This is a genomic window from Candidatus Saccharimonadia bacterium (assembly GCA_035544015.1).
Classification (GTDB): Bacteria; Patescibacteriota; Saccharimonadia; order UBA4664; family UBA4664; genus UBA5169.
This window is the reverse complement of record DATKIP010000093.1, coordinates 254,585-273,912: the sequence shown is the minus strand read 5'-3', so window position 1 is coordinate 273,912 and position 19,328 is coordinate 254,585. Positions and strand designations below refer to the sequence as shown.

Here is a 19,328-nt window from a genome sequence, read left to right as displayed (position 1 = left end):
GATTTTCTCGTATCTCGGCCCCGCCGCATTTGCGGCTCGATCTAGGGAACATCTCATGAACGTTGGTCTTCAAGCCGCCTATGGCGTGGCAGCGCTGGCAGCTGCCATGGCCTTCGTGTGGATCTGCGTGCACTTCGGCCGCAAGCAAGCTCTGTACGGACCGGCCGTCGGCTGGCTCAGTGGGTTCGCTCTGGCGTCGGCGATCCTTGGCATCCGCCTGCTGGTCCCCGCCTACGAGCACAACGCCGAGATGGCCGGCGAGGGGACCATCGTCGGCGCGGTCATCTGCGGCGTCGTGACGCTGGCGGCCCTGGGATACCGGCGGCACAGCCAAACCTCGGCTGACCGACTGGAGATGAAGTAGCGAGAAGCGGCCGGGGGTCCCCCCGGCCGCGCACCATTTATGGCAATTATTTAGCGCGAAACAAAGCGATTATTTTTGAGGTAGAAGCGCCAGGGATAGTCCTTGGCTTGGCTGACACCAATGCGCGGACCGGCGACAATCGTGGCGGCTTCGGTGCGCTGTTGTGGTGGCCGGAGTGAGATCTTGCTGCCCATGGCTGTGTCGGAGTCGTCTAGGGCGATGCCTAGGGCCTGGGTGAGCCGGCCGGGACCTTTGCAGAGGAGACGGACTTGGGTGAGGCCGCGGCGGGCGGCCATGAGGTCTAGCCCGGTGGTGGGCTCAAGCGCTCGGATGAGCACGGCCTGGCCCGATGATCCGGGCGCTCCAGTGACGAGATTCACGCACGTGTGAATACCATAGCTGCGGTACGCGTAGATGTGGCCGCCCCCGAGAGCCATGGGGGCGGTCCGGGGACGAATTCCGCGAAAAGCGTGGCTGGCCGGGTCCTCGGCGCCGTGATAGGCCTCTACTTCCACGATCCGTCCGGCGGTTTCGGCGCCATCAATTGTACTTACGAGCTCCCAGCCAAGCAGTTGTGGGGCTACCACGAGCACGTCTTGGCAGAGCCATTGATACGGTGAGGGAGGTGGGGTGGGGCGTGGTACGATGGCCATATATTAACCGGGAGTTACTCCTATGCTCAGGGATTTTAAATCATTTTTGTTGCGCGGGAATGTGGTCGATTTGGCCGTTGCCGTGGTGATTGGGGCGGCCTTTGGGTCGGTCGTGACCTCGCTTGTAAGCAATCTTATCACCCCCCTCATTGCGGCGGTGGGCGGCACGCCGGACTTTAGCGGACTGTCATTTACGATTAATCATAGCCGGTTTGGGTACGGATTGTTTTTGAATTCGCTTATCTCGTTTTTGATAATCTCAGCCGTAATATTTTTCTTCGTGGTGAAGCCGCTCAATATCTTGCTTACCCGGCTGCAGAGTGGCAAGGAAGCGGAGCCTACGCCGAAGGATCCACAGCTGGAAGTGTTGGAGGAGATTCGGGACGCGCTCCAGAAGCGGAAGTAGCCGGCGGGGTTTGGGTGCCGCGGCGCGAGCGGCGGGCGATCCAGGCGGGTAGTTTGCTGAGTTTGGTGAACCAGACATAGAGGATAGGGGTGGTAAAGAGCGACAAAATGCCCGAGGTGAGGATGCCGGCGATGATCACCGAGGCTAGCCCCCGCCAGAACGGGCTCAAGATGGCCAGCGGCAAGAGTGAACCCAGCGCGGTGATCTTGGTGAGGAAGATGGGCCGGAAACGCACGGCGGTGGCTTCGGCGATGGCTTCTTTGACGGGCATGCCAGCGGCGACGCGGTGGTTGGCGGCATCGATGACGAAGATGCCGACGTTGACCACGATGCCGGCTAGGGTGATCAGCCCTAGGATCTCCAGGAAGCCAAATTCGTTGCCCAGGATGGCTAGCACCGGGAACACCCCGAGAAACGATAGGGGCAAGGCGAAGGTGATGATAAGGGGTTTCAGGAACGAGCCAAAGAAGATGGCCAGCAGGAGGTAAATCATCACGATAGCGACGCCCAGGGCGGCAAAGAGGTTGAGGAACGATTGGGCGATGTCGTTGTCTTCGCCCTTGTTTTCGAGGGCACTGGAGCTGAGGCCGGCGGCGGCTAGGTGTGATTTGGCCCAGTCGTTGAGCTCGGATTGGACTTTGTTGGCGGTGGTTGAGCTGTCGACTTGAGCGCGCACCGTGGCGTAGCGCAGGCCGTCTTGGTGGTTGATGCTGCCGGAGGCGGCGTCGTTGGAGAGGTTGGCGATTTGGCTGAGCTGAACGGGTCCGGTGGGTGAGGTGATGGTGATTTTGCTGAGATCGCTGGTGGCGGTGTATTTGCCGACGTCTTGATAGGAGCTGACGACATCGAGCGTGATGTCGTCGAGGGCGAGCTTGGTGAGCGTTTGCTCGCCGAGCAAGCCGCTGACTTGCGCGCCAATGGTGGCAGGATTGAGTCCGCGAGCGGCGGCTTTCGCCTTGTTGACATTGATTTGAACGGCGTTGACGGAGCCATCGGTGTAGCCGTCTGATACGCGAGTGACGCCGGCGGTGGCGCGGACGTGATTACCGGCGGCGATGGTGAAGTCTTTGAGTCTGGCCAGATCGGCTTCGTAGATCTGGAGTTGAACGGGGTAGGTGTTTTCGGGAGGCCCGGCCGACAAGGTGCTGGCTGAGGCGTAAATCTGTTTGGCGGTGTCGTGGGGCAGGTCGGCTTTGAGCTGACTGACCATCTGCTCGGAAGTTATGGTGCGGTCTTTGATGGGGGTGAGTGTGATGTAGACGGTGAAGCTGTTGCTACCCGAGCCTCCCGATGTGTTCCTGAGCTGATCGAGGTAATAGTAGCTGGCGATTTCGAAGTGCTTGGCCAGCGCTTGCTCGGTTTGGCGAGCAAGCTGATCTACCTGAGTGGGCGTGAAGCTGGCGGGGTACGCGATGCTTGCCATGGCTTCGGTGGTGTCGTGCGGCTTGGAAAATTGAGCGCTTTTGACTTTGCCTGAGGCGAACAAATATCCGGTAGTGGCGAGGGGCGCGACAACGGCGACGATCATGATAATAATTTGCAGCCAGACGCGGCCGAGAATGTATAGGTTGGCGCGTTTAAACCAGCGGCTGGTGGCCCACAGGGCGGCTTGTTCGTCGCCGAGCTTTCCAGCGTGGCGGTGGGGTTTGATGAAGCGCGTGGCGAAGGGGGCGAGAAAAATGAGGGGCACGAAGAATGAGGCGATGAGCGCCGGAATGACCGTGATGGGTATGAACTTGATGATTTCGCCAAAGACTCCCGACACGATCCCGAAGGGCGTGAAGACGATGATGGAGCACAGGGTGGCGAGCACCAGGCCCTGGCCGATCGAGCCCATCGCGGCGAGTACGCCGTCTTTGCCGGTGTAGCCGAGGTCTTTGTAGCGCTGAATACTTTCGAGTACCACGATGGCTGGGTCTACAACGAGGCCGAGGACGAGAATCATTGAGAACAGCGTGAGGGTATTGAGGGTAATACCGCCAAAGTAGAGCGCCATCAGAGTAAAGAAGAACGACAGCGGAATGGCTACGCCGGCGATGAGCGCTATGCGGAGGTTTACAAACAAGAACATCGCTAGCATCAGGAGCCAAATGCCGCCCACGAGGTAGCCAGCGAAGCCCAGTGGCCCTATGCCGCTCCAGCTTTGGCCGATGGCGCCGGCTTTGATTTCGTTGATTTGGTCGGTGGTGTTGGCGGCGTCGTCAATCAGCCGGGTGATGTGGATGCCTGAACTGAGCGTGTGGTTGTCTGCCAGACGCTTCAGGGTGTCGCTGAGAGTGGTGTCGACGGTGAGGATGTCGGCGTCGCTGCTGATGTCGACATTGTAGACGAGGCCGGGTTTGGCTACCGGCAGACCGTCCTCGACGATGCCGATGCGGTTGGTGGAGCCATTGACATGGGCGACGCGGTCGATGGCGGCCACGCTGGCGAGCGTGACGGTGCCGCCGGAAAGCGTCGGTAGCGGGGTGGCGCCGAGGTCGGCGAGGCTGCGGTCGCGGCCGGCAGTAAGGGCGGTGGCGCGGGCGCCGTCGAGCGTGAGGCTGGAGCCGGCCGGTAGGTTGAGGTTGCCTGCGGCGACGGCGGTGGCGATGTGCGCGGTGTCGACGCCGGCAGCGGTTAGCTTGGTGGGGTCAAATACGACGTTGACGCGATCAGTGACGCTCGAGGCCAGCTCGACCTGTTTGACGCCTTTCACCTGCTCGATTTCGCGTTTGAAGATGCGGCCGGCAGCCAGTAATTCTTCGTACGAGGCTGGCCCGCTGAGCCCAAAGACAAACGACGAACTGCCGGTGGTGGGTTGGCTGACGGTTGGTTTGTCGGCGTCGGGAGGCAGGGTGATGCCGGCAACCTTGGAGGTGATGTTTTGGAGAGCGGCGTCGAGGTTGGCGTTTTCGTTGAGCGTGGCGACGACGCTGGAGTGGCTTTCGCCGGAGTTTGAGGCGATAGACTTAACTTCGCGTACATCCTTGATCGCGGCCTCTACGGGATTCGTGACGGTTTGTTCGATCTCGCCGGCAGCAGCGCCCTTGTAGACCGTGGACACGACTACGATCTTGACGGGGACGCGCGGAAAGCCCTCGCGGCGAAGACTGGTGAGCGCGGTGAGGCCGCCGAAGACGAGGCCGAGTAGCAAAATGATGACGATCTGGCGGCGGTGCAAAAAGAAAGCTGTGGTGCGGCTGACCCAATTGGTGGAAGGCTGTGTCATTGAATACTCCTGATAGCCGTATTATGATCCTAGAAGTATACAGTAAGATCGGGGCATATGAGAGAGATTGGAGAGCCGATTGGGGCGCAGCGGTGTCGGGAGTTGGTGGACCTCGCGGCGCGAGTGTATGACGCCGGGGAGGTGAAGCGGGCGGTGAAGGCCAGTGAGTTTGCAATGGAAGACGTGCCCGACCGCGTAGTGGTGCAGGAGGTGGAGGTGCGGGTGGACGGTGAGCGCCTGCGGGTAGCGCGCACGCGGCCGGATGCGCGGCCGCCGTTTGAGTGGCTGCTGGAGGTGTCGTCGGATTTGGGCGAGACGGATTATTTTAAACATTATCTCTTTCGAGACCATGATATTGTGCTGGCTCAGCGCAAGGTTTTGACGGTGATCGATGAGGTCGAAGCCGAGGTGCTGGAACGCGATTTGCGGGCGGCTTTGCGCGAGCTTAAGGGCTAGACGACGGCGGGTTCGGCTGGAGCGGGTGTCGGGCCATGCGAGGTGCGCAGTTCGCGCTCCTCTACCAGGTAGAACACGACCAGAGCGATGGCAGCGAGCGCCATGGAAACCGTGAAGACAATGGAAATGGCATAGGCGATGGAGCCTTTTGAGAGATCAAGGTAAGCCGTGATGCTGGGTTGGACCAGGGGCAGGACGTTATGGGGAATGTGGGCTAGCACCTGATTGAGCGCGGTCTGGCTGGTGATGATGTTGGGATCATGCAGCGCAGTGGAAAGCTGGTCGGGTAGGCCGGCAGTAGGTAGTGCTTTGAGGCTGGTGGTGAGCTGGTTGTTGAAGACGGTGCCGAGTACACTCGCGCCCAGCGCGCCGCCGATGGTGCGGAAAAATTGAGTGGCACCGGTGACTACGCCGGTGTCTTCGGGGCCGAAGGCGTTTTGGATGATGAGGGGCATGAGGGGCAGGCTTGGGCCAAGGCCGAGGCCGAGGATCACCATGCCGAGGCTCACTTGGCCGGCGGTGCTGGCGGTGGTGATGTGTGATAGGAGCAAGAGGCCGAGCGTGCTGGTGGCGAAGCCGATGAGGCCGATGATGCGGTACTTGCCGGTGCGTGAGACGATTTGGCCCGACACGATACTGCCGAAGACAATACCGACCATGAGCGGCAGGAGAATGAGCCCGGAGCTGGTGGCGCTTTGGCCAAGCACCATTTGGAAGAATACGGGAATGTAGAGAATGCCGCCAAACATGGCCGCCGACGACAAGATGATGATGAGGTTTACCAGATTGAAGATACGGTGTTTGAAGAGCCGGAGTGGCAAGACGGGGTCTTGGGCGCGGCGCTCGACAGCGATGAGGACGGCGGTCATGACGGCGGCGGCCGCGAAGAGTCCCAGAATAGTTGGGCTGCTCCAGGAATACTTTGAGCCGCCCCAGATGAGGCCGAGCAGCAGCGGAATCACAGCGCCGGCGATGCTGATGGAGCCAAGCCAGTCGATGCGGCCGCGCGAATCGCGCTTGATGTTGGGCAAGGCGACGGCGGCGATGGCTAGGGCAATGAGGCCTACGGGCAGGTTGACGTAGAACACCCAGCGCCAGGAAAGGTGGTCGGTGATGTAGCCGCCGAGCGTGGGGCCAATGACCGAGGCGAGGCCAAACATACCGGCTACGAGGCCGGTCCACTTGCCGCGTTCGCGGGGTGGGAAGATGTCGGCGATGATGGTGAAGGCGGCCGCGGCCAGTCCCCCACCGCCGATGCCCTGGATGGCACGCGAGGCGATGAGCCAGCCCATGTTGGGTGAGGCACCGGATAGGATGGAGCCGATGAGAAAAACGATGACGTTGAAGAAAAACATGGTCCGACGGCCGAAAATGTCGGAAAGCTTGGAGGTAATGGGCACGGATACGGCTTGGGCGAGCAGGTAGGCTGACACTACCCAGGTGATTTCGGAGAGGCCTTGAAGCTCGGCCACGATCTTGGGCATGGCGGTGCCGACGATGGTTTGGTCGAGGGCGGCCAAGAACATGCCGACCATCACGCTGACGAGAATGCCGATTTTGGTGCCGCGGCTGAGTTCGTGGAGCATTTATTTGGCCTCCTTAGTGCTCTGGTTATTCTTGGAGGGCCCCTCGGTGTCGATCTCGGCCAGCTGGGCGTTGAGCACGTCTACGAGGTGACGCATGCTTGAAGCCGGCACCATGCAGATGACTTCGGCGTGCTTGGTGAACACCATGAGTTTATCGCCCGGCTTGAGCCCAATAGTGTCGCGGATTACGGCGGGTATCACGACTTGGCCTCGCTCACCGAGCGTGACCATGTCCATAGCGGCGTGAATTGACTCATGGGAGTTTTGCATACTAATCATACTATTCATACTGAGGCGACTTGTCAAGACAGGGGTTGTTGGCGTAAAAATAATTCGGCTCATGTCGTAGTGAGCCGGTTCCCCCTTCTATCGGAGAGGCTGTTTATGCGCAATCAGACGATTCAGAAGAGCCGGAGAAGCGGTAGAGCTGGGGTGGGTACTGTTAGTGTACTCGTGGTGGTCGGGTTGCTTGGGGCTCTTCTGTCGACGACCCGTCAACCATCCGCCCCGCCTCGGTCCGTTCCCGCTAGCCCCGTGGTGACGGATGATTCTCGGTGCCAGCCGGGCGAGCTTGACTGTCGGCAGATCGAGGTCAAGGCCTACTGGTATCTGCCGGGTAGCGGATCGGAAGTGGCAGGAGTTCAGAGGCTTCTGATCTCGATTCCCGGGCAGGTCAATGAGGACCGGCCCGACCTTCGGCAGGGTTATCCTGCTACGACTCATGCTCCTCTCATGGAGTACCATGCACGCTGGGTGCGGGTCGGGACGGTGGTGCGGGCCAGCATTACTCCTTATGGCGGCTATAATCGTTTTCAGCAGGGGGTATATGCCTACTGTGCGATCGATCCGCTCGACACGAGAGACGAGTGGACTCCGCGGGGGAGCAACGCAAGCGCCGACTGCCAGGCGATCGTTACTTAGCGGCGGTATGAGGCCCGCAAGTATATCGGCCGATGGGGCCGCGGTCTCATCGGTTGGCCCCGGGACGGCCCAATGACGCGCCGTCCCGGGTTTGACAATCTTGGCTCGCTAGCGTGATAATAATGCGTCTCGCGTAGTCAAGAGACCATCCTATCGGAGTCGAGAAGCAGGAGGGCATTCTGATGTCCGACACGATCCCACGACGAAGGTTCATGAGCAGGATCGGCGCGGCTGTGCTTGCGGGGGCTGCCGTGCTGGGGCTGGGCCAAGCGATGCACTCGTCGCCGAAGAAGCCCACCCATGTTCAATCCAATTGTCAGGAGGGAGGCAGTAACTGTCATCATGTGCGGTTTTTGGCCGAGTGGTGGCTGCCAGGTACTAATCCCACTCAGAAGGATCCAGAGCCGACGACCGTGGTGGCGAAGAAGGCCGGGGTGCATGACGTCTGGATCAGTGTTGAGCGTACGCCCAGCGTAGTTCTTCATGACCGGCGGCCGGGATACCTCGCTCCCCCGCGTACCGCCTACATGATAGATCAAGAGGCTTGGGTGAGGAGTGGCACGAAGGTACATATCCAGGTAACGATACCGATGGGTCTCTACGCCCCCACTCCGGGGTGGGCGATGCCTCCACGGATTCAGGCGCACTGCTACATTGTGGTGGACGGCACGGAGAGAAAACCCACAGGGTCCTGGTTCCCGGGACGATTTAAACGAGTTGTTGTTATTTTCGGTGAGCTAGCGCGTTGCGGCCGGCGAAGCGCGTGGAAGCGCCGAGCTGCTCCTCGATGCGCAGGAGCTGGTTGTATTTGGCGACGCGGTCGGTGCGGCTGAGCGATCCGGTTTTGATTTGGCCGGTGGCGAGGCCTACCACGAGGTCGGCGATGGTGGTGTCTTCGGTTTCGCCGGAGCGATGCGAGATGACGGCGGTCCACCCGGCTTCGCGAGCCATGGTGACGGCCTGGATGGTTTCGGTGAGGGTGCCGATTTGGTTGAGTTTGATGAGGATTGAATTGGCGGAGTGGTCTTTGATGCCGCGAGCGAGGAATTCGGTGTTGGTCACAAACAGGTCGTCGCCGACGAGTTGGAGTTTGGAGCCGAGGCGGGCGGTGAGCTGGGCCCAGCCGGTCCAGTCGTCTTCGGCTAGGCCGTCCTCGATAGAGATGATGGGATATTTGGTGGCGAGGTCGGCGAGGAAATCGATCATTTCGACGGAAGTGAGCGATTTGTTTTCGGTGTGAAGGGTATATGTGCCATTGGCGTAGAGTTCGGTGGCGGCGACGTCGAGGCCAAGGGCGATTTGGTCGCCGAGGCGGTAGCCGGCTTGCTCGACGGCGGCGGCGATGAGCTCGAGGGCCTCGGCGTTACCATGACGCACGGTGGGTGCGTATCCCCCTTCATCGCCGACGGTGGTGCCGTAGCCGGCTTTTTTGAGCACCTTCGCGAGCGCGTGAAAGACCTCGGTTCCCCATCGCAGGGCTTCGCTGAAGTTGGCGGCGCCGACAGGCAGGATCATGAACTCCTGGATGTCGGTAGAGCCGGCGGCGTGCTTGCCGCCGTTGATGATGTTCATCATGGGTAGCGGCAGCGTGGGGTCTTGGACGCCGGGGGCGAGATGCTGGATGTGCTCCCAGAGGGGCCGGTCGTGGCTGGCGGCAGCGGCTTTGGCGGCGGCGAGGGAGACGGCCAGGATGGCGTTGGCGCCGAGGCGGGATTTGCCCCGGGTGCCGTCGAGATCAATGAGTACGTGGTCGAGCGCGTCCTGGTCGTCGGCATCGAGGCCGGTGACGGCGTCGGCGATCTCGGTTTTGACATGGCCGACGGCCCCCGTGACGCCCTTGCCGCCATAGGCCGCTCCCCCATCGCGCAATTCGACGGCTTCGTGCGAGCCGGTGGAGGCGCCACTGGGGACGGCGGCGCGGCCGAGAGCACCGGACTCAAGCGTGACATCGGATTCGACCGTGGGATTGCCGCGGGAGTCGAGAATTTGGCGGGCTGTGACGTGGGTGATCTTCATGAGAGGGGTTTCCTTAAGCAGGCCTTATTATACGCCTCAAAATTACTTACATTTTTTATGCATAAAATTTTTAAGTAATTTTGCGTATGAGAGTGATCCGATGGTGGTATTATGGGCGGATGACGGCTCAAATACCGGTTAGTCAAATTCAGACCTTTCGCGATTCGACACCGGCGGTGATGGCGCTGCGATTGCAAGAGCAGGAGGTGACGGCGTATTGGGGTGTAATTTTTTCGCCCAAGGGGATTGCGACGCTCACGAAGCAAGATATGACGGGGTTTTTGAGCTACCGGCAAAATCATCGTTGGCGCGAGATTAGCCGCGAAGATGTGACGGCCGACATGGAGCGGTTGCGGGTGGCGCTGGCTTGCCTCATTGACGAGGCGCGGCCGGTGGCGGAGCGGCTGAATGCGCTGGAGCCGGGCCGGGGTGAGCTAGCGGTGGCGCATTTGGGTAAGGCCAAGCTGACGCCGATTTTGCTCGTGACTGGGCCGCGGAGCTATGGGGTGTGGAACGATTATGCGGAGCGCGCGCTTGCGGGCATGGGGCTCATGCCGGAATTTGCGCAGGGGGAACGGTTGGGCGATCGGTATGCGCAGGTGAACGCGGTGTTGCTGGAGCTGGCGGCTACGTATCGGGTGAGCCTGTGGTGGCTCGACGTAATCCTGGAGCGCATTGCGCGGCTGGTGCGCTAGGGCTGCCTGGGGGTGTGGTTGTCGATCCATTGGGAGCCGTAGTTGGCGGCGAGGCGCTGAGCGTCGGCGGGTCCGCGACTGCCGCGGGCGTAGCTTTGCGGCGGCTCGGCGGTATGCGACCAGGCATCGAGCACGGGTTGTAAAATGCGCCAGCTGACGAGCACTTCGTCGTTGGTGGCAAATAACGAGTGATCGCCGCGCAATGCGTCGATGAGTACGCGCTGGTAGGCGTCGGGTTGGTGGCCGTCGAAGACGCCGGAGTAGGAAAAATCCATTTGGACCGGCTGGAGTTGGTCGTCGAAACCAGGCTTTTTGGCCAGGAGCTTGAGCGAGATGCCTTCATCGGGTTGAATGCGAATGACCAGCAAATTGTCGGGGGAGGCTTTGCGTGTGCGGTCTTTGAATACAACGACGATTTCGGTGGTTTTGCGCGCGAGCGATTTGCCGGTGCGAAGGAGTATCGGCACGCCGCCCCAGCGCGAATTGGCGACTTCGAGTTTGAGCGCGGCGTAGGTTTCGGTGGTGGAACCTGGGTCGCCCACTTCGTCGCGGTAGCCGGCGTATTGGCCACGCACGGCTACATCGGGCACGCTGTGGGGGGTGATGGTCTCGATGCTCTCTAGTACCTTCAGCTTTTCGGCGTGGATGGCTTCGGAGGTGAGATCTTCGGGGTATTCCATCATTACGAGCGCCATGAGCTGCATGAGGTGGCTTTGCACAAAGTCGCGTAACGCGCCCATTTTTTCGTAGAAGGCCACGCGGCCTTGGATACCGATTTTTTCGGTGGCGGTGATTTGGATATGATCGATAAATTCGCGGCTCCAGATGCCCTGGATGAGAGGATTGCTAAAGCGAAACGTGAGGATGTTTTGGGCGGTCTCCTTGGCGAGGTAGTGATCGATGCGAAAAATTTGATGCTCGTCGAAATGGGCCGACATGGCGTCGATGAGCGCTTCGGCCGAGGCGAGGTCGTAGCCGAAGGGTTTTTCGATGAGCAGTCGGCTGGAGCGGTCGGCGTCATCGTGATTGAGGCCGCCCGTGGCGAGATTATCGATGACGGTTTCGAAGATATCCGGCGGGATAGCGAGGTAGAAGAGATGGTTGAGCTTGGTTCCGGCGGCGTCGTCGAGGCCGTGCAGGAGCTCGGCGAGGCGTGAAAAGTCGCTGGGATTGGTGCTGTCCATTTTGATGGTGTGAAGGCGGCTTTTGAGGCGACTGGTGACGGCTGGGTCGATGGTTTCGCCGTTTTGCTCGAGCTGGGCGGTGGCTTCGTGGAGGATGGCATCGACGTCGGGGACGCGCCGAAAGATGCCGACGATGTAGAATTCCTCGGGTAGTAGCTGCTGGCTTTCGAGGTGGTAGAGGGCGGGTAGCAGCATGTGCTGGGCCAGGTTGCCGGTGACGCCAAAAATTACGAGAGCCGCCGGTGCGGGAGGGTTCGCTGGAAGTGGCGGCTTGGGTTTGACCATATGGATATCATACATGATTGTGCTGGGAATATGGTCGCCGCCGAGTATAATGACTGCCTATGATGACAGTAACATTCGAGAAAGTAGTGGGCGGCGGCCGGGCGCTTGGTTATGCGGAGGGACGGGCGGTGTTTGCGGCCGGTCCGTTGCCGGGCGAGACGGCCGAGGTGGAGGTGACCAAAACCAAAAGCGGCTATGTAGAGGCTCAAGTGACGCGAATTGTGCGGGCGGCGGCTCAGCGCGGTGAGGCGGCCGAGGAGCACTTTTTGGCGTGTGCGCCGTGGCAAGGTGTGGAGTACGATTATCAGCTGGAGCTTAAACGACAGGTATTGGCAGAGGCTTTTGGGCACCCCGATCTGCTAGTGCCGGTGGCCGAGATGGTGGCGGCACCGGCGCTGCTGGGGTATCGCAATAAGCTGGAGTTTTCGATAGCGCGGGCGGGAGCTGCGATGGATTTGGGCTTTCATGCTCGGGGAAGTTACGGCGATATCATTCCCCTGCCCCATGGCTGCCGATTGGGGTCTGAGGCGATGAACGCGGCGGCACTGGGTCTGCTGGAGCGGGTGCGGGAGTTTGGTTTGAGCGAGTCTCTGGATACGCTGACGGTGCGCCAGAGCGTGGCGACGGGGGCGGTATTGGGCCATGTGGCGTTGCTCGATAAGCCGCGCCGGCGATGGGCTGAGCTGGAGGTGCCGGGGCTCGAGGTGCTGGTGGTGTCGCGGCGGGTCGGTCGGAGCCAGCATGAGCTGCTCGGGAGTAGCGGGGCGCCGGAGTTGACCGACCGGGTGGCCGGGATTGACTTGACGTATCCGTACGACGGATTTTTTCAGACCAACGTGCCGTTTTTTGAGCAGATCGCGGAGCGCATTGTGGCGGCGGTGCCACCGCGCGGGCGGTTGGTGGATTTGTATGGCGGCGTGGGTACGCTGGGTTTGGCGGCGGCGCGGGTGGCCGGCGAGGTGCTGGGGGTGGAGATTAATCCGGGGAGTGTGGAGGCGGCGCGCGCGAATGCGGCTCGCGTGGGCATCGCCAACTACGCCGCGGTGGCGACGTCGGTGGCGGGTTTGGATGCGCGGTTGCTTGATGGTGCGGACTGCGTGATCGTGGATCCGCCGCGGGCGGGGCTGGAGCCGGCGGTGGTGCGCGCGATTGTGGCGGCCGCGCCGCGCCGGATTATTTATTTGTCGTGCAATCCGGCCACTCAGGCCCGCGACATGCGGTTGTTGCAGCCGGATTATCGAGCGGCGGCCGTGACGGGGTTTGACCTGTATCCGGGGACGCTTCACCTGGAGTCGCTGGCGATACTGGAGCGGGTTTAATAGTTGGCGGCAGCATAGCCGGGAAAATTGTCTTGTTTGAGCTGGCGTGGGGGGAGTCGGTGGGGCGGCATGCAGAGCCGAATGAATGATTTGGGACCAGACACATACAGGGTGCGCTGGGCATAATCGGGAACGTATCGCACCAACTGCTCCGGCGACAGAAGGCCGGCGTGGTGAATGATGGTGAGCGTGGGGTCGGATTCGGCCCAGGCCTGCAGCTCGTCGTCAAACACGGCGCCGGTGCCTGGTCGGTGGGCGTAGACCAGTACGGCCTCGGTGGGCAGACCGTGATGCCGCCGGTCTTTGATGATGGCGTAAAACGGCGTGATGCCGATCCCTTGGGCGGCGAACAGCCGCGGTCGATCGGACGGGCGCCAGACGAAATTGCCGGCTGGGGACTCGAGCAGCCGCAGGTGGTCGCCGATGCGGAGGTTGGCTAAGGCTTGTTTGAAGGTGGAGTTGGTGAGGCGGGTGGTGATGGTGGGCACGGCTTCGTGGGGCGCGGCGGCGATGGTGAACCAACGGCTCGCGCCGGCGGCGTCGACATCAGCGTGCGGGAGCTCTACGCGCATAAATTGGCCTGCGAGCCAGAGCATCGGGTGCTCCGGCTGGAACCGAAACGACCAAACGTTGTCGACGCGGTGAATTTTGGACTCCAAGGTGAGCATCATCTGTCTGATCACTATACACGGCTGCCAACTCGCAAAAAATAACCGTTGGTTCGGTGAGGGGGCGAGAGTGGGGCGCAGGGCCGGCTTCAAGTCGTTGTAGAAACTCGAAGCCGGCTGATTTCTTCTATCCAAGCTCTCTATCGCTTCGGCCTTCGTTCAGTGCCGTGCGGTGACGATGATGCTAGGGCCCGCGGTGGGCCGCCTATCTGGGGTATGGCACTATATTGTCATCTCCGGGTTTTGTAAAGTATGGACATTTCTCTAATTTCTGGTGCACCTAGGCAGCCAGATTTAAGCATTAGTGGGTTGGGTTGTAATCTTGCGGATGGTTTTGTCGCTGGGATGGCCAGATTGGTCGAAGGTGTAGATGACGATCTCGCCAAAATGAATTTCGAGCTGTTCTACGCCCTTGTCGCTCGTGTCGTCGAGATATTTCATGAGGGCGCGGAGGCTGTTGCCGTGAGCTGAAACAAGGACGGTCTGACCGGCTTCGAGGAGGGGTACTATGTGGGTTTGGAAATACGGGAGGGCGCGGGCCTGCACGTCTTTGAGGGTTTCGCCGCCAGGTACGGGGAAGTCCCAGCCGCGGCGCCATTTGGTGAATTGTTCCTCGCCGTACTGTTTTTCGACCTCCCATTTGTTGAGGCCGGTGAGTTTACCGTAATCGCGCTCGTTGAGTTGGTGAGCCTGGTGCGTGGGGATGTCCCAGTCGTTGGCAGCGAGCATAAGTTTGAGCGTTTCTTGGGCGCGAATGAGCGCTGAGGTAAACGCAACGCTGGGCTTGAGGTCGGCGAGGGCCTCCCCCATTTGCTTGGCCTGACCGCGGCCTTTGTCGGTGAGCGGGATGTCCCAAATGCCGGTCCAGAGTCCCTTGGCGTTGAACTCGGACTCGCCGTGTCGCGCGAGGATGAGGGTGCCGGGCATTTAGAGGTACCCCAAAACGTATTCGATGAGGCCCATGCGCACGAGCATGCCGTAATGCATTTGCTTGAAATAGACGGCTCGGGGATCGCTGTCGACCTCGGGCTTGATTTCGCCGACGCGGGGCAGCGGGTGCATCAAGCGGGCGCCGGCGGGCATGTGCGCTACTTCGGCGAGTCCGAGGCTGTAGTCTTCACCGGTGGTGGGGTGGGCTTTGAGGTAGGCGGATTGCTCGTCGGTGATGCGTTCTTTTTGGATGCGGGTCCAGTACACGACATCGGCGGATTTCAGCGCCGGAATTACCTCGGCGGTTTGGTCGTAGGCGATGTTTTGGGCTCGGAGCTCGGCTAGGATATCATCGCCCATTTCGAAAGTGGGGGGTGCCACGAAGGTGAAGTGATTGTCGGGGTATTTGGCGGCTAGTTTGACGAGGCTGCGGACGGTGCGGCCGTTGGCGAGATCACCGCCCATCACGAGTTTGAGGCCGCTGGTGCGCCCGAGCTCGCGTTGGATGGTGTAGAGGTCGAGGAGGGCTTGGGTGGGGTGTTCGCCGCTACCATCGCCAGCGTTGATGATTGGCACGCTCGAGACGGTGGCGGCGGTGGCGGCCTCGCCGACGCTCGCGCTGCGCAACACGATCATGCTGGGGCGGTAGCTGCAGATGGTGCGGATGGTGTCTTCGAGGGTCTCGCCCTTGGCTACTGATGAAAATTGCACGCTTTGGGTGCCCAAGACGTTCATACCGAGGTGGGTGGCGGCAAAGCCAAATGATTCGTAGGTGCGGGTGGATTCTTTGTAAAACAGCCGGTACAAAATGTGCCCAGTGAGCCGGTTGCCGATGTGCTGGTAGCGCTGTTCGTCGTCGATAATGGTAGCGGCTCGGTCGGCGTAATCGAAGAGTTGGCTCATGAGATCGGGGGTAAATTGATCGGCCGAGAGGATGTGGCGGAGTGGGGTGCTGGGGTGGGGCATGATTCCTCTGGGGGTTAGGGTTGTCGCTGCAGATCTAGCTCGTGACCGGCGGGGTTGATGATGCGGATGAAGATCTCGATGGCGTCCGTGGGGGCGTCGGCTTGGATGAGGGCGGCTTTGACGTACTTGGCGGCTTGTTTGAGGTCGGCGGTGAGCCGGTCGATTTCGGCTGCGAGCGAATCAAACCGCACTCCGGCGAGCCGGTAAGCGCCGCAATCGGTGTGGCTTTCGAGGTAAATGGTGGTGGCTCCGGCGATGCGGTAGGCAGCGACGATCTGGCTGAGGGCTACAGACCTGGCCTCGGGGTCGAGGAAGGCGGCGCCCCCGCCGGCGAGCGCGGGGTGAAAGGCGCCGCCGTGTTGGTTGATGAATTCGGAGTCGGCGGCGGTGAGCCGGTCGTCGATGCATCCGAAGAGAACACTGGTTGCGGTGTGGGGTATGGTGTGGGTTGTCATTTCGATCCCATGATACACCAAAGGTGTCGACAACGCGCCATGCATGGGCAAGAATGATCTCAAGAGGAAATCATAATGCTGACATATTGCTACCGGAGCGTCCGGGAAGACAAGCTGGCTAAGGCGGATGTTTTTCGCCCGGGGTCGCTCATTTTGGCTGAGGGCCCGACGCCCGACGAGCTGAAATTGCTCGAGGCTAAATTTAAGCTTGATCCTGATCTGCTGACCGATGCCCTCGACCCGGATGAGATCCCGCGCATCGAAACCGATGACGACATGCTGTACGTGTATATGCGCTACTCGTACCGGCGCGGGGACGTGGTGGATACCGATCCGGTGCTGTTGGTGGTGAGCTCAAACTTTGTGGCGCTGGTGTCGCGGCGGCCGTTGCCGGGGCTGGACCGGTTGTTGGGCTCCCCCACTCTCATTACGACGCAGCGCGCGAAGGTGCTGCTATTGCTGCTGCGCAGTTTGGTGCTGAGCTACGAATCGAATGTTAATTTCTTGGATCGTCAGATTCGGGGCGTGCGGGCCAAGCTGAGCGTGGAAAAAATCAGCAACCGTGATTTTGTGGCGTTTGTGGTGATCGAGGACTCGCTGGGGTCATTTTTGTCAGATCTGGTGGCGGCGAACGTGGTACTGCAGGGGCTGCTGAGCGGTCGGTACGGCTTGGTGTTTCACGAGGAAGATAAAGACCTCGTGGAAGACTTGTCGCAGGCTACTCGCCAGCTCATTGAATCGAGTCGGTCGAGCATGCAAACGATCGTGAACATCCGTGAGGCCTATTCGACGATCATGGCCAATAACCTGAACCGGATTATTAAGCGACTGACGGTTATTACGATTTTTATGTCGATCCCGACGATTGTGTCGAGCATTTACGGCATGAACGTGGCGCTGCCCGGCCAGCATAACTCGGGGATGTTCTGGGTGTTGGGCGCTGTGGTGATTGGTGCGATTGGGCTTTTGGGCTGGATATTTTGGCGCGAGAACTGGTTTTAGTCGACGGCGGCGGCCAGGTGAGCGAGAAATCGGTGGACTTCCTCGACGCTCGTGACGTGATAGCGGGCGCTAGAATTGCTGAGGCCGACTTTGATGGTGAATGAACCTACGGGTAGGGTCTCGAAGAGATCCTCGTCGGTGTAGTCGTCGCCGATGGCGAGCACAAAATCGTAGGCCGCGCCGGCTAATTTTTCTTTGGCGGCGGCGCCTTTGGTGATGAAACTGGGTTTGAATTCGAGGATCTTGTTGCCCTGAAAGACTTCGACGTCGCTGTCGTGCAGGAGGCGTTCGGTATCGTGCCTGAGGCTGGCTTTTCGCACGTAGGCGAGCTCGGGCGAGACATTGCGATAGTGCCAAACGAGCGAGAAATTTTTCTCTTCGATGAGCGAGCCGGGGGTACGCTCGGTGATAGCTTCGAGGATGGTGCGGATGGGCTCCTTCCAGCCTGCGGGGATGCTGGAGCGGGCAGACCATTTGCCGTCGTCTTTGACCCAGGCGCCGTGCTCGGCGACGAGGTCGAGGGGCAGCTTGCTGAACCACGAATCAAGGGCACGTTTGGGCCGGCCGCTGACGATGACAACTTCGTTTCCGGGGGTGCTACCAAGTTTTTTGAGCATTTTGAGGAGGCGGCCGGAGGGGCGCGACGACATGGGGCGGATGTCGTTGACGAAGTTGGTGAGCGTGCCGTCGTAGTCGAGCATGAGCAGGCGGCGCTTGGCCTGGCGGTATTTGGCAATGATTTCTCGCGTGGTGATGTCGTCGACGAGTTTGAGGTCGTGGGCGACGCGGCGGTTTTTGGCGGTGGAGAGCTGCTCGATGAAGTCTTGGGCCCAGCGCCCGACGTCGTAGAGCGCTAGCCGGTGCTGCATGGTGGCGAGTTTGCGGCGCTGGGTGGCGATCGGCATGCGGAGGGCAGTTTCGAGGGCTCGGGCCATGTCTTCGCGGTATTTGGGGTTGACCCGAATGGCCTCGGGGAGCTCGTCGGCGACGCCGGCCATTTCGCTAATGATAAGCACGCCGGGTCGGCTTTGTTTGCTGGCGATGTACTCTTTGGCGACGAGATTCATGCCGTCGCGCAGGGGCGTGACCAGGGCAACGTCGGCGCGGGCATAGAGCGCCACGAGTTGTACAAACGGCAGGTTTTTGTACTGGTACGAGATGGGCGACCAGTCGACCGTGGAGTAGCGGCCGTTGATGCGGCTGACGGCGCGCTCGATGTCTTCGCGCATGTGCTGGTAGGCGTCGATGGCGATGCGCGAGGGTACGGCTACCACCACGAGCGTGATTTTTTTGAGCCAGCGCTTGTTGGTCTCGAGGAAGTGATCGAAGGCTTCGAGACGCTCCAGTATGCCCTTGGAGTAATCGAGCCGGTCGACCGAAAGCACGATTTTTTGGTCATCGTAGCGATTTTTGAGCGCGGTCAGCTCGGCTTTGACTTCGGGCGATTTGCTGAAACCGGCAAACTTGTCGTAGTCGATGCCGATGGGAAACACGTCGGCCCGCACGAGGCGGTCGCCCACGGTGATGGCCGACATGTTGCTGTCGTGGCCGAGCGTTCGCAGGGCGGCGCTCAAGAAGTGTCGGACGTAGTCGTAGGTGTGGAAGCCCACGAGGTCGGCGCCCAGCAGGCCTTCGATGATCTCTTTGCGATCGGGCAGCAGACGGTAGATTTCGTACGAGGGAAACGGGATATGCAGGAAAAAGCCAATGGAGCTTTCGGGCAACTCGTCGCGCAGGAGCTTGGGTAGGATCATGAGGTGGTAGTCGTGAATCCAGATTTGGGAATCGGCGGTGGCGTACTTCATGACGGCCGCGGCAAAGAGTTTGTTGACCTTCTGGTACTCGCGCCATTGCTCGGTGTGGTGCTCGGTGAGGGATTGGAAGTAGTGGAATAGCGGCCACAGGGTGGCGTTGGCGTAGCCGTCGTAGAATCGTTCGATTTGCTGGGAATTGAGAAAAACTGGATAGCAATGGTTTTTTTCGAGCTCTTTGCGGATGGTTTTTTTGTCGTCGGCGGTGAGCTCGTCGGAGCTAATGCCGGGCCAGCCGATCCAGATGTTGCTGCCGGAATTGTCGAGCGACGACATGGCCGTGGCCAGCCCGCCGGTGCTAGCTTCGAAGACTAATTTGCCACCAGATTTTTTTACGCTAACGGGGAGCCGGTTTGAAACGACGATGAGGGGAGGTATTGCCAACATTCTACTCCGTATCTGG

General features: G+C 60.4%; 18 protein-coding genes. 7 read left to right on the top strand and 11 right to left on the bottom strand.

The window, feature by feature from the left end:
- The first annotated feature begins 55 nt into the window (after window positions 1-55).
- A complete protein-coding gene (locus VMT30_07900; protein HVQ44852.1) occupies window positions 56-364 on the top strand; it encodes a hypothetical protein in 309 nt (102 codons plus the stop codon).
- A 50-nt stretch (window positions 365-414) separates the two neighbouring features.
- On the opposite strand, the gene VMT30_07895 is transcribed toward VMT30_07900, so the two are convergent.
- Window positions 415-1,017 (bottom strand): DNA-3-methyladenine glycosylase, encoded by a 603-nt coding sequence (locus tag VMT30_07895; GenBank protein ID HVQ44851.1) that lies wholly within the window; start codon window positions 1,015-1,017, stop codon window positions 415-417.
- Between the two features lie 22 nt (window positions 1,018-1,039).
- Between VMT30_07895 and mscL the strand changes: the two genes are divergently transcribed.
- Window positions 1,040-1,423, top strand: coding sequence for a large conductance mechanosensitive channel protein MscL (mscL, locus tag VMT30_07890; protein HVQ44850.1), 384 nt, complete (start codon window positions 1,040-1,042; stop codon window positions 1,421-1,423).
- Here mscL and VMT30_07885 read toward each other — a convergent pair.
- Window positions 1,356-4,631, bottom strand: a complete 3,276-nt coding sequence (locus tag VMT30_07885; GenBank protein HVQ44849.1) for an efflux RND transporter permease subunit — start codon at window positions 4,629-4,631, stop codon at window positions 1,356-1,358. The two genes, mscL and VMT30_07885, sit on opposite strands and share 68 nt — an antisense overlap.
- Window positions 4,632-4,688: 57 nt before the next feature.
- Here VMT30_07885 and VMT30_07880 point away from each other — a divergent pair, with 57 nt between their 5' ends.
- Window positions 4,689-5,087 (top strand): hypothetical protein, encoded by a 399-nt coding sequence (locus tag VMT30_07880; GenBank protein ID HVQ44848.1) that lies wholly within the window; start codon window positions 4,689-4,691, stop codon window positions 5,085-5,087.
- On the opposite strand, the gene VMT30_07875 is transcribed toward VMT30_07880, so the two are convergent.
- Both VMT30_07875 and VMT30_07870 read right to left on the bottom strand, forming a co-directional pair.
- Window positions 5,084-6,673 (bottom strand): MDR family MFS transporter, encoded by a 1,590-nt coding sequence (locus VMT30_07875; GenBank protein ID HVQ44847.1) that lies wholly within the window; start codon window positions 6,671-6,673, stop codon window positions 5,084-5,086. The genes VMT30_07880 and VMT30_07875 overlap by 4 nt on opposite strands.
- On the bottom strand, window positions 6,674-6,943 hold the full coding sequence (locus VMT30_07870; GenBank protein ID HVQ44846.1) for an AbrB/MazE/SpoVT family DNA-binding domain-containing protein: 270 nt from the start codon (window positions 6,941-6,943) through the stop codon (window positions 6,674-6,676). It lies immediately after the preceding gene.
- A 462-nt stretch (window positions 6,944-7,405) separates the two neighbouring features.
- Between VMT30_07870 and VMT30_07865 the strand changes: the two genes are divergently transcribed.
- Window positions 7,406-7,594, top strand: a complete 189-nt coding sequence (locus VMT30_07865; protein ID HVQ44845.1) for a hypothetical protein — start codon at window positions 7,406-7,408, stop codon at window positions 7,592-7,594.
- 723 nt (window positions 7,595-8,317) lie between these two features.
- Here the strand turns inward: VMT30_07865 and eno are convergent.
- Entirely contained in the window at window positions 8,318-9,610 is a 1,293-nt protein-coding gene (gene eno, locus VMT30_07860; protein ID HVQ44844.1) for a phosphopyruvate hydratase, read from the bottom strand.
- 119 nt (window positions 9,611-9,729) lie between these two features.
- Here eno and VMT30_07855 point away from each other — a divergent pair, with 119 nt between their 5' ends.
- A complete protein-coding gene (locus tag VMT30_07855; protein ID HVQ44843.1) occupies window positions 9,730-10,305 on the top strand; it encodes a hypothetical protein in 576 nt (191 codons plus the stop codon).
- Here VMT30_07855 and zwf read toward each other — a convergent pair.
- Window positions 10,302-11,774, bottom strand: coding sequence for a glucose-6-phosphate dehydrogenase (zwf, locus tag VMT30_07850; GenBank protein HVQ44842.1), 1,473 nt, complete (start codon window positions 11,772-11,774; stop codon window positions 10,302-10,304). The genes VMT30_07855 and zwf overlap by 4 nt on opposite strands.
- Before the next feature lie 59 nt (window positions 11,775-11,833).
- Here zwf and VMT30_07845 point away from each other — a divergent pair, with 59 nt between their 5' ends.
- Complete coding sequence (locus VMT30_07845) at window positions 11,834-13,093, top strand: TRAM domain-containing protein (protein HVQ44841.1); 1,260 nt, start codon at window positions 11,834-11,836, stop codon at window positions 13,091-13,093.
- Here VMT30_07845 and VMT30_07840 read toward each other — a convergent pair.
- From VMT30_07840 to VMT30_07825, 4 genes are all read right to left on the bottom strand, one after another.
- On the bottom strand, window positions 13,090-13,764 hold the full coding sequence (locus VMT30_07840; protein HVQ44840.1) for an FAD-dependent oxidoreductase: 675 nt from the start codon (window positions 13,762-13,764) through the stop codon (window positions 13,090-13,092). The genes VMT30_07845 and VMT30_07840 overlap by 4 nt on opposite strands.
- Before the next feature lie 291 nt (window positions 13,765-14,055).
- A complete protein-coding gene (locus VMT30_07835; protein HVQ44839.1) occupies window positions 14,056-14,688 on the bottom strand; it encodes a 2,3-bisphosphoglycerate-dependent phosphoglycerate mutase in 633 nt (210 codons plus the stop codon).
- On the bottom strand, window positions 14,689-15,657 hold the full coding sequence (gene pyrB, locus VMT30_07830; GenBank protein ID HVQ44838.1) for an aspartate carbamoyltransferase: 969 nt from the start codon (window positions 15,655-15,657) through the stop codon (window positions 14,689-14,691). It abuts the gene before it with no gap.
- A 14-nt stretch (window positions 15,658-15,671) separates the two neighbouring features.
- Window positions 15,672-16,112, bottom strand: coding sequence for a hypothetical protein (locus VMT30_07825; protein ID HVQ44837.1), 441 nt, complete (start codon window positions 16,110-16,112; stop codon window positions 15,672-15,674).
- A gap of 75 nt (window positions 16,113-16,187) precedes the next feature.
- Between VMT30_07825 and VMT30_07820 the strand changes: the two genes are divergently transcribed.
- Entirely contained in the window at window positions 16,188-17,114 is a 927-nt protein-coding gene (locus VMT30_07820; GenBank protein HVQ44836.1) for a magnesium transporter CorA family protein, read from the top strand.
- Here VMT30_07820 and VMT30_07815 read toward each other — a convergent pair.
- Window positions 17,111-19,312: a bifunctional alpha,alpha-trehalose-phosphate synthase (UDP-forming)/trehalose-phosphatase gene (locus tag VMT30_07815; GenBank protein HVQ44835.1), complete on the bottom strand. Its 2,202-nt coding sequence runs from the start codon at window positions 19,310-19,312 to the stop codon at window positions 17,111-17,113. The genes VMT30_07820 and VMT30_07815 overlap by 4 nt on opposite strands.
- Window positions 19,313-19,328: the final 16 nt, after the last annotated feature.

Coding starts and splice junctions, on each gene's coding strand:
- zwf (HVQ44842.1), bottom strand. CDS start 11,774: ATGGTCAAACCCAAGCCGCCACTTCCAGCGAACCCTCCCGCACCGGCG.
- VMT30_07815 (HVQ44835.1), bottom strand. CDS start 19,312: ATGTTGGCAATACCTCCCCTCATCGTCGTTTCAAACCGGCTCCCCGTT.
- VMT30_07870 (HVQ44846.1), bottom strand. CDS start 6,943: ATGCAAAACTCCCATGAGTCAATTCACGCCGCTATGGACATGGTCACG.
- VMT30_07875 (HVQ44847.1), bottom strand. CDS start 6,673: ATGCTCCACGAACTCAGCCGCGGCACCAAAATCGGCATTCTCGTCAGC.
- VMT30_07855 (HVQ44843.1), top strand. CDS start 9,730: ATGACGGCTCAAATACCGGTTAGTCAAATTCAGACCTTTCGCGATTCG.
- VMT30_07865 (HVQ44845.1), top strand. CDS start 7,406: ATGGAGTACCATGCACGCTGGGTGCGGGTCGGGACGGTGGTGCGGGCC.
- VMT30_07900 (HVQ44852.1), top strand. CDS start 56: ATGAACGTTGGTCTTCAAGCCGCCTATGGCGTGGCAGCGCTGGCAGCT.
- VMT30_07880 (HVQ44848.1), top strand. CDS start 4,689: ATGAGAGAGATTGGAGAGCCGATTGGGGCGCAGCGGTGTCGGGAGTTG.
- VMT30_07825 (HVQ44837.1), bottom strand. CDS start 16,112: ATGACAACCCACACCATACCCCACACCGCAACCAGTGTTCTCTTCGGA.
- pyrB (HVQ44838.1), bottom strand. CDS start 15,657: ATGCCCCACCCCAGCACCCCACTCCGCCACATCCTCTCGGCCGATCAA.
- VMT30_07885 (HVQ44849.1), bottom strand. CDS start 4,631: ATGACACAGCCTTCCACCAATTGGGTCAGCCGCACCACAGCTTTCTTT.
- VMT30_07835 (HVQ44839.1), bottom strand. CDS start 14,688: ATGCCCGGCACCCTCATCCTCGCGCGACACGGCGAGTCCGAGTTCAAC.
- VMT30_07820 (HVQ44836.1), top strand. CDS start 16,188: ATGCTGACATATTGCTACCGGAGCGTCCGGGAAGACAAGCTGGCTAAG.
- VMT30_07845 (HVQ44841.1), top strand. CDS start 11,834: ATGATGACAGTAACATTCGAGAAAGTAGTGGGCGGCGGCCGGGCGCTT.
- VMT30_07840 (HVQ44840.1), bottom strand. CDS start 13,764: ATGATGCTCACCTTGGAGTCCAAAATTCACCGCGTCGACAACGTTTGG.
- eno (HVQ44844.1), bottom strand. CDS start 9,610: ATGAAGATCACCCACGTCACAGCCCGCCAAATTCTCGACTCCCGCGGC.
- VMT30_07895 (HVQ44851.1), bottom strand. CDS start 1,017: ATGGCCATCGTACCACGCCCCACCCCACCTCCCTCACCGTATCAATGG.
- mscL (HVQ44850.1), top strand. CDS start 1,040: ATGCTCAGGGATTTTAAATCATTTTTGTTGCGCGGGAATGTGGTCGAT.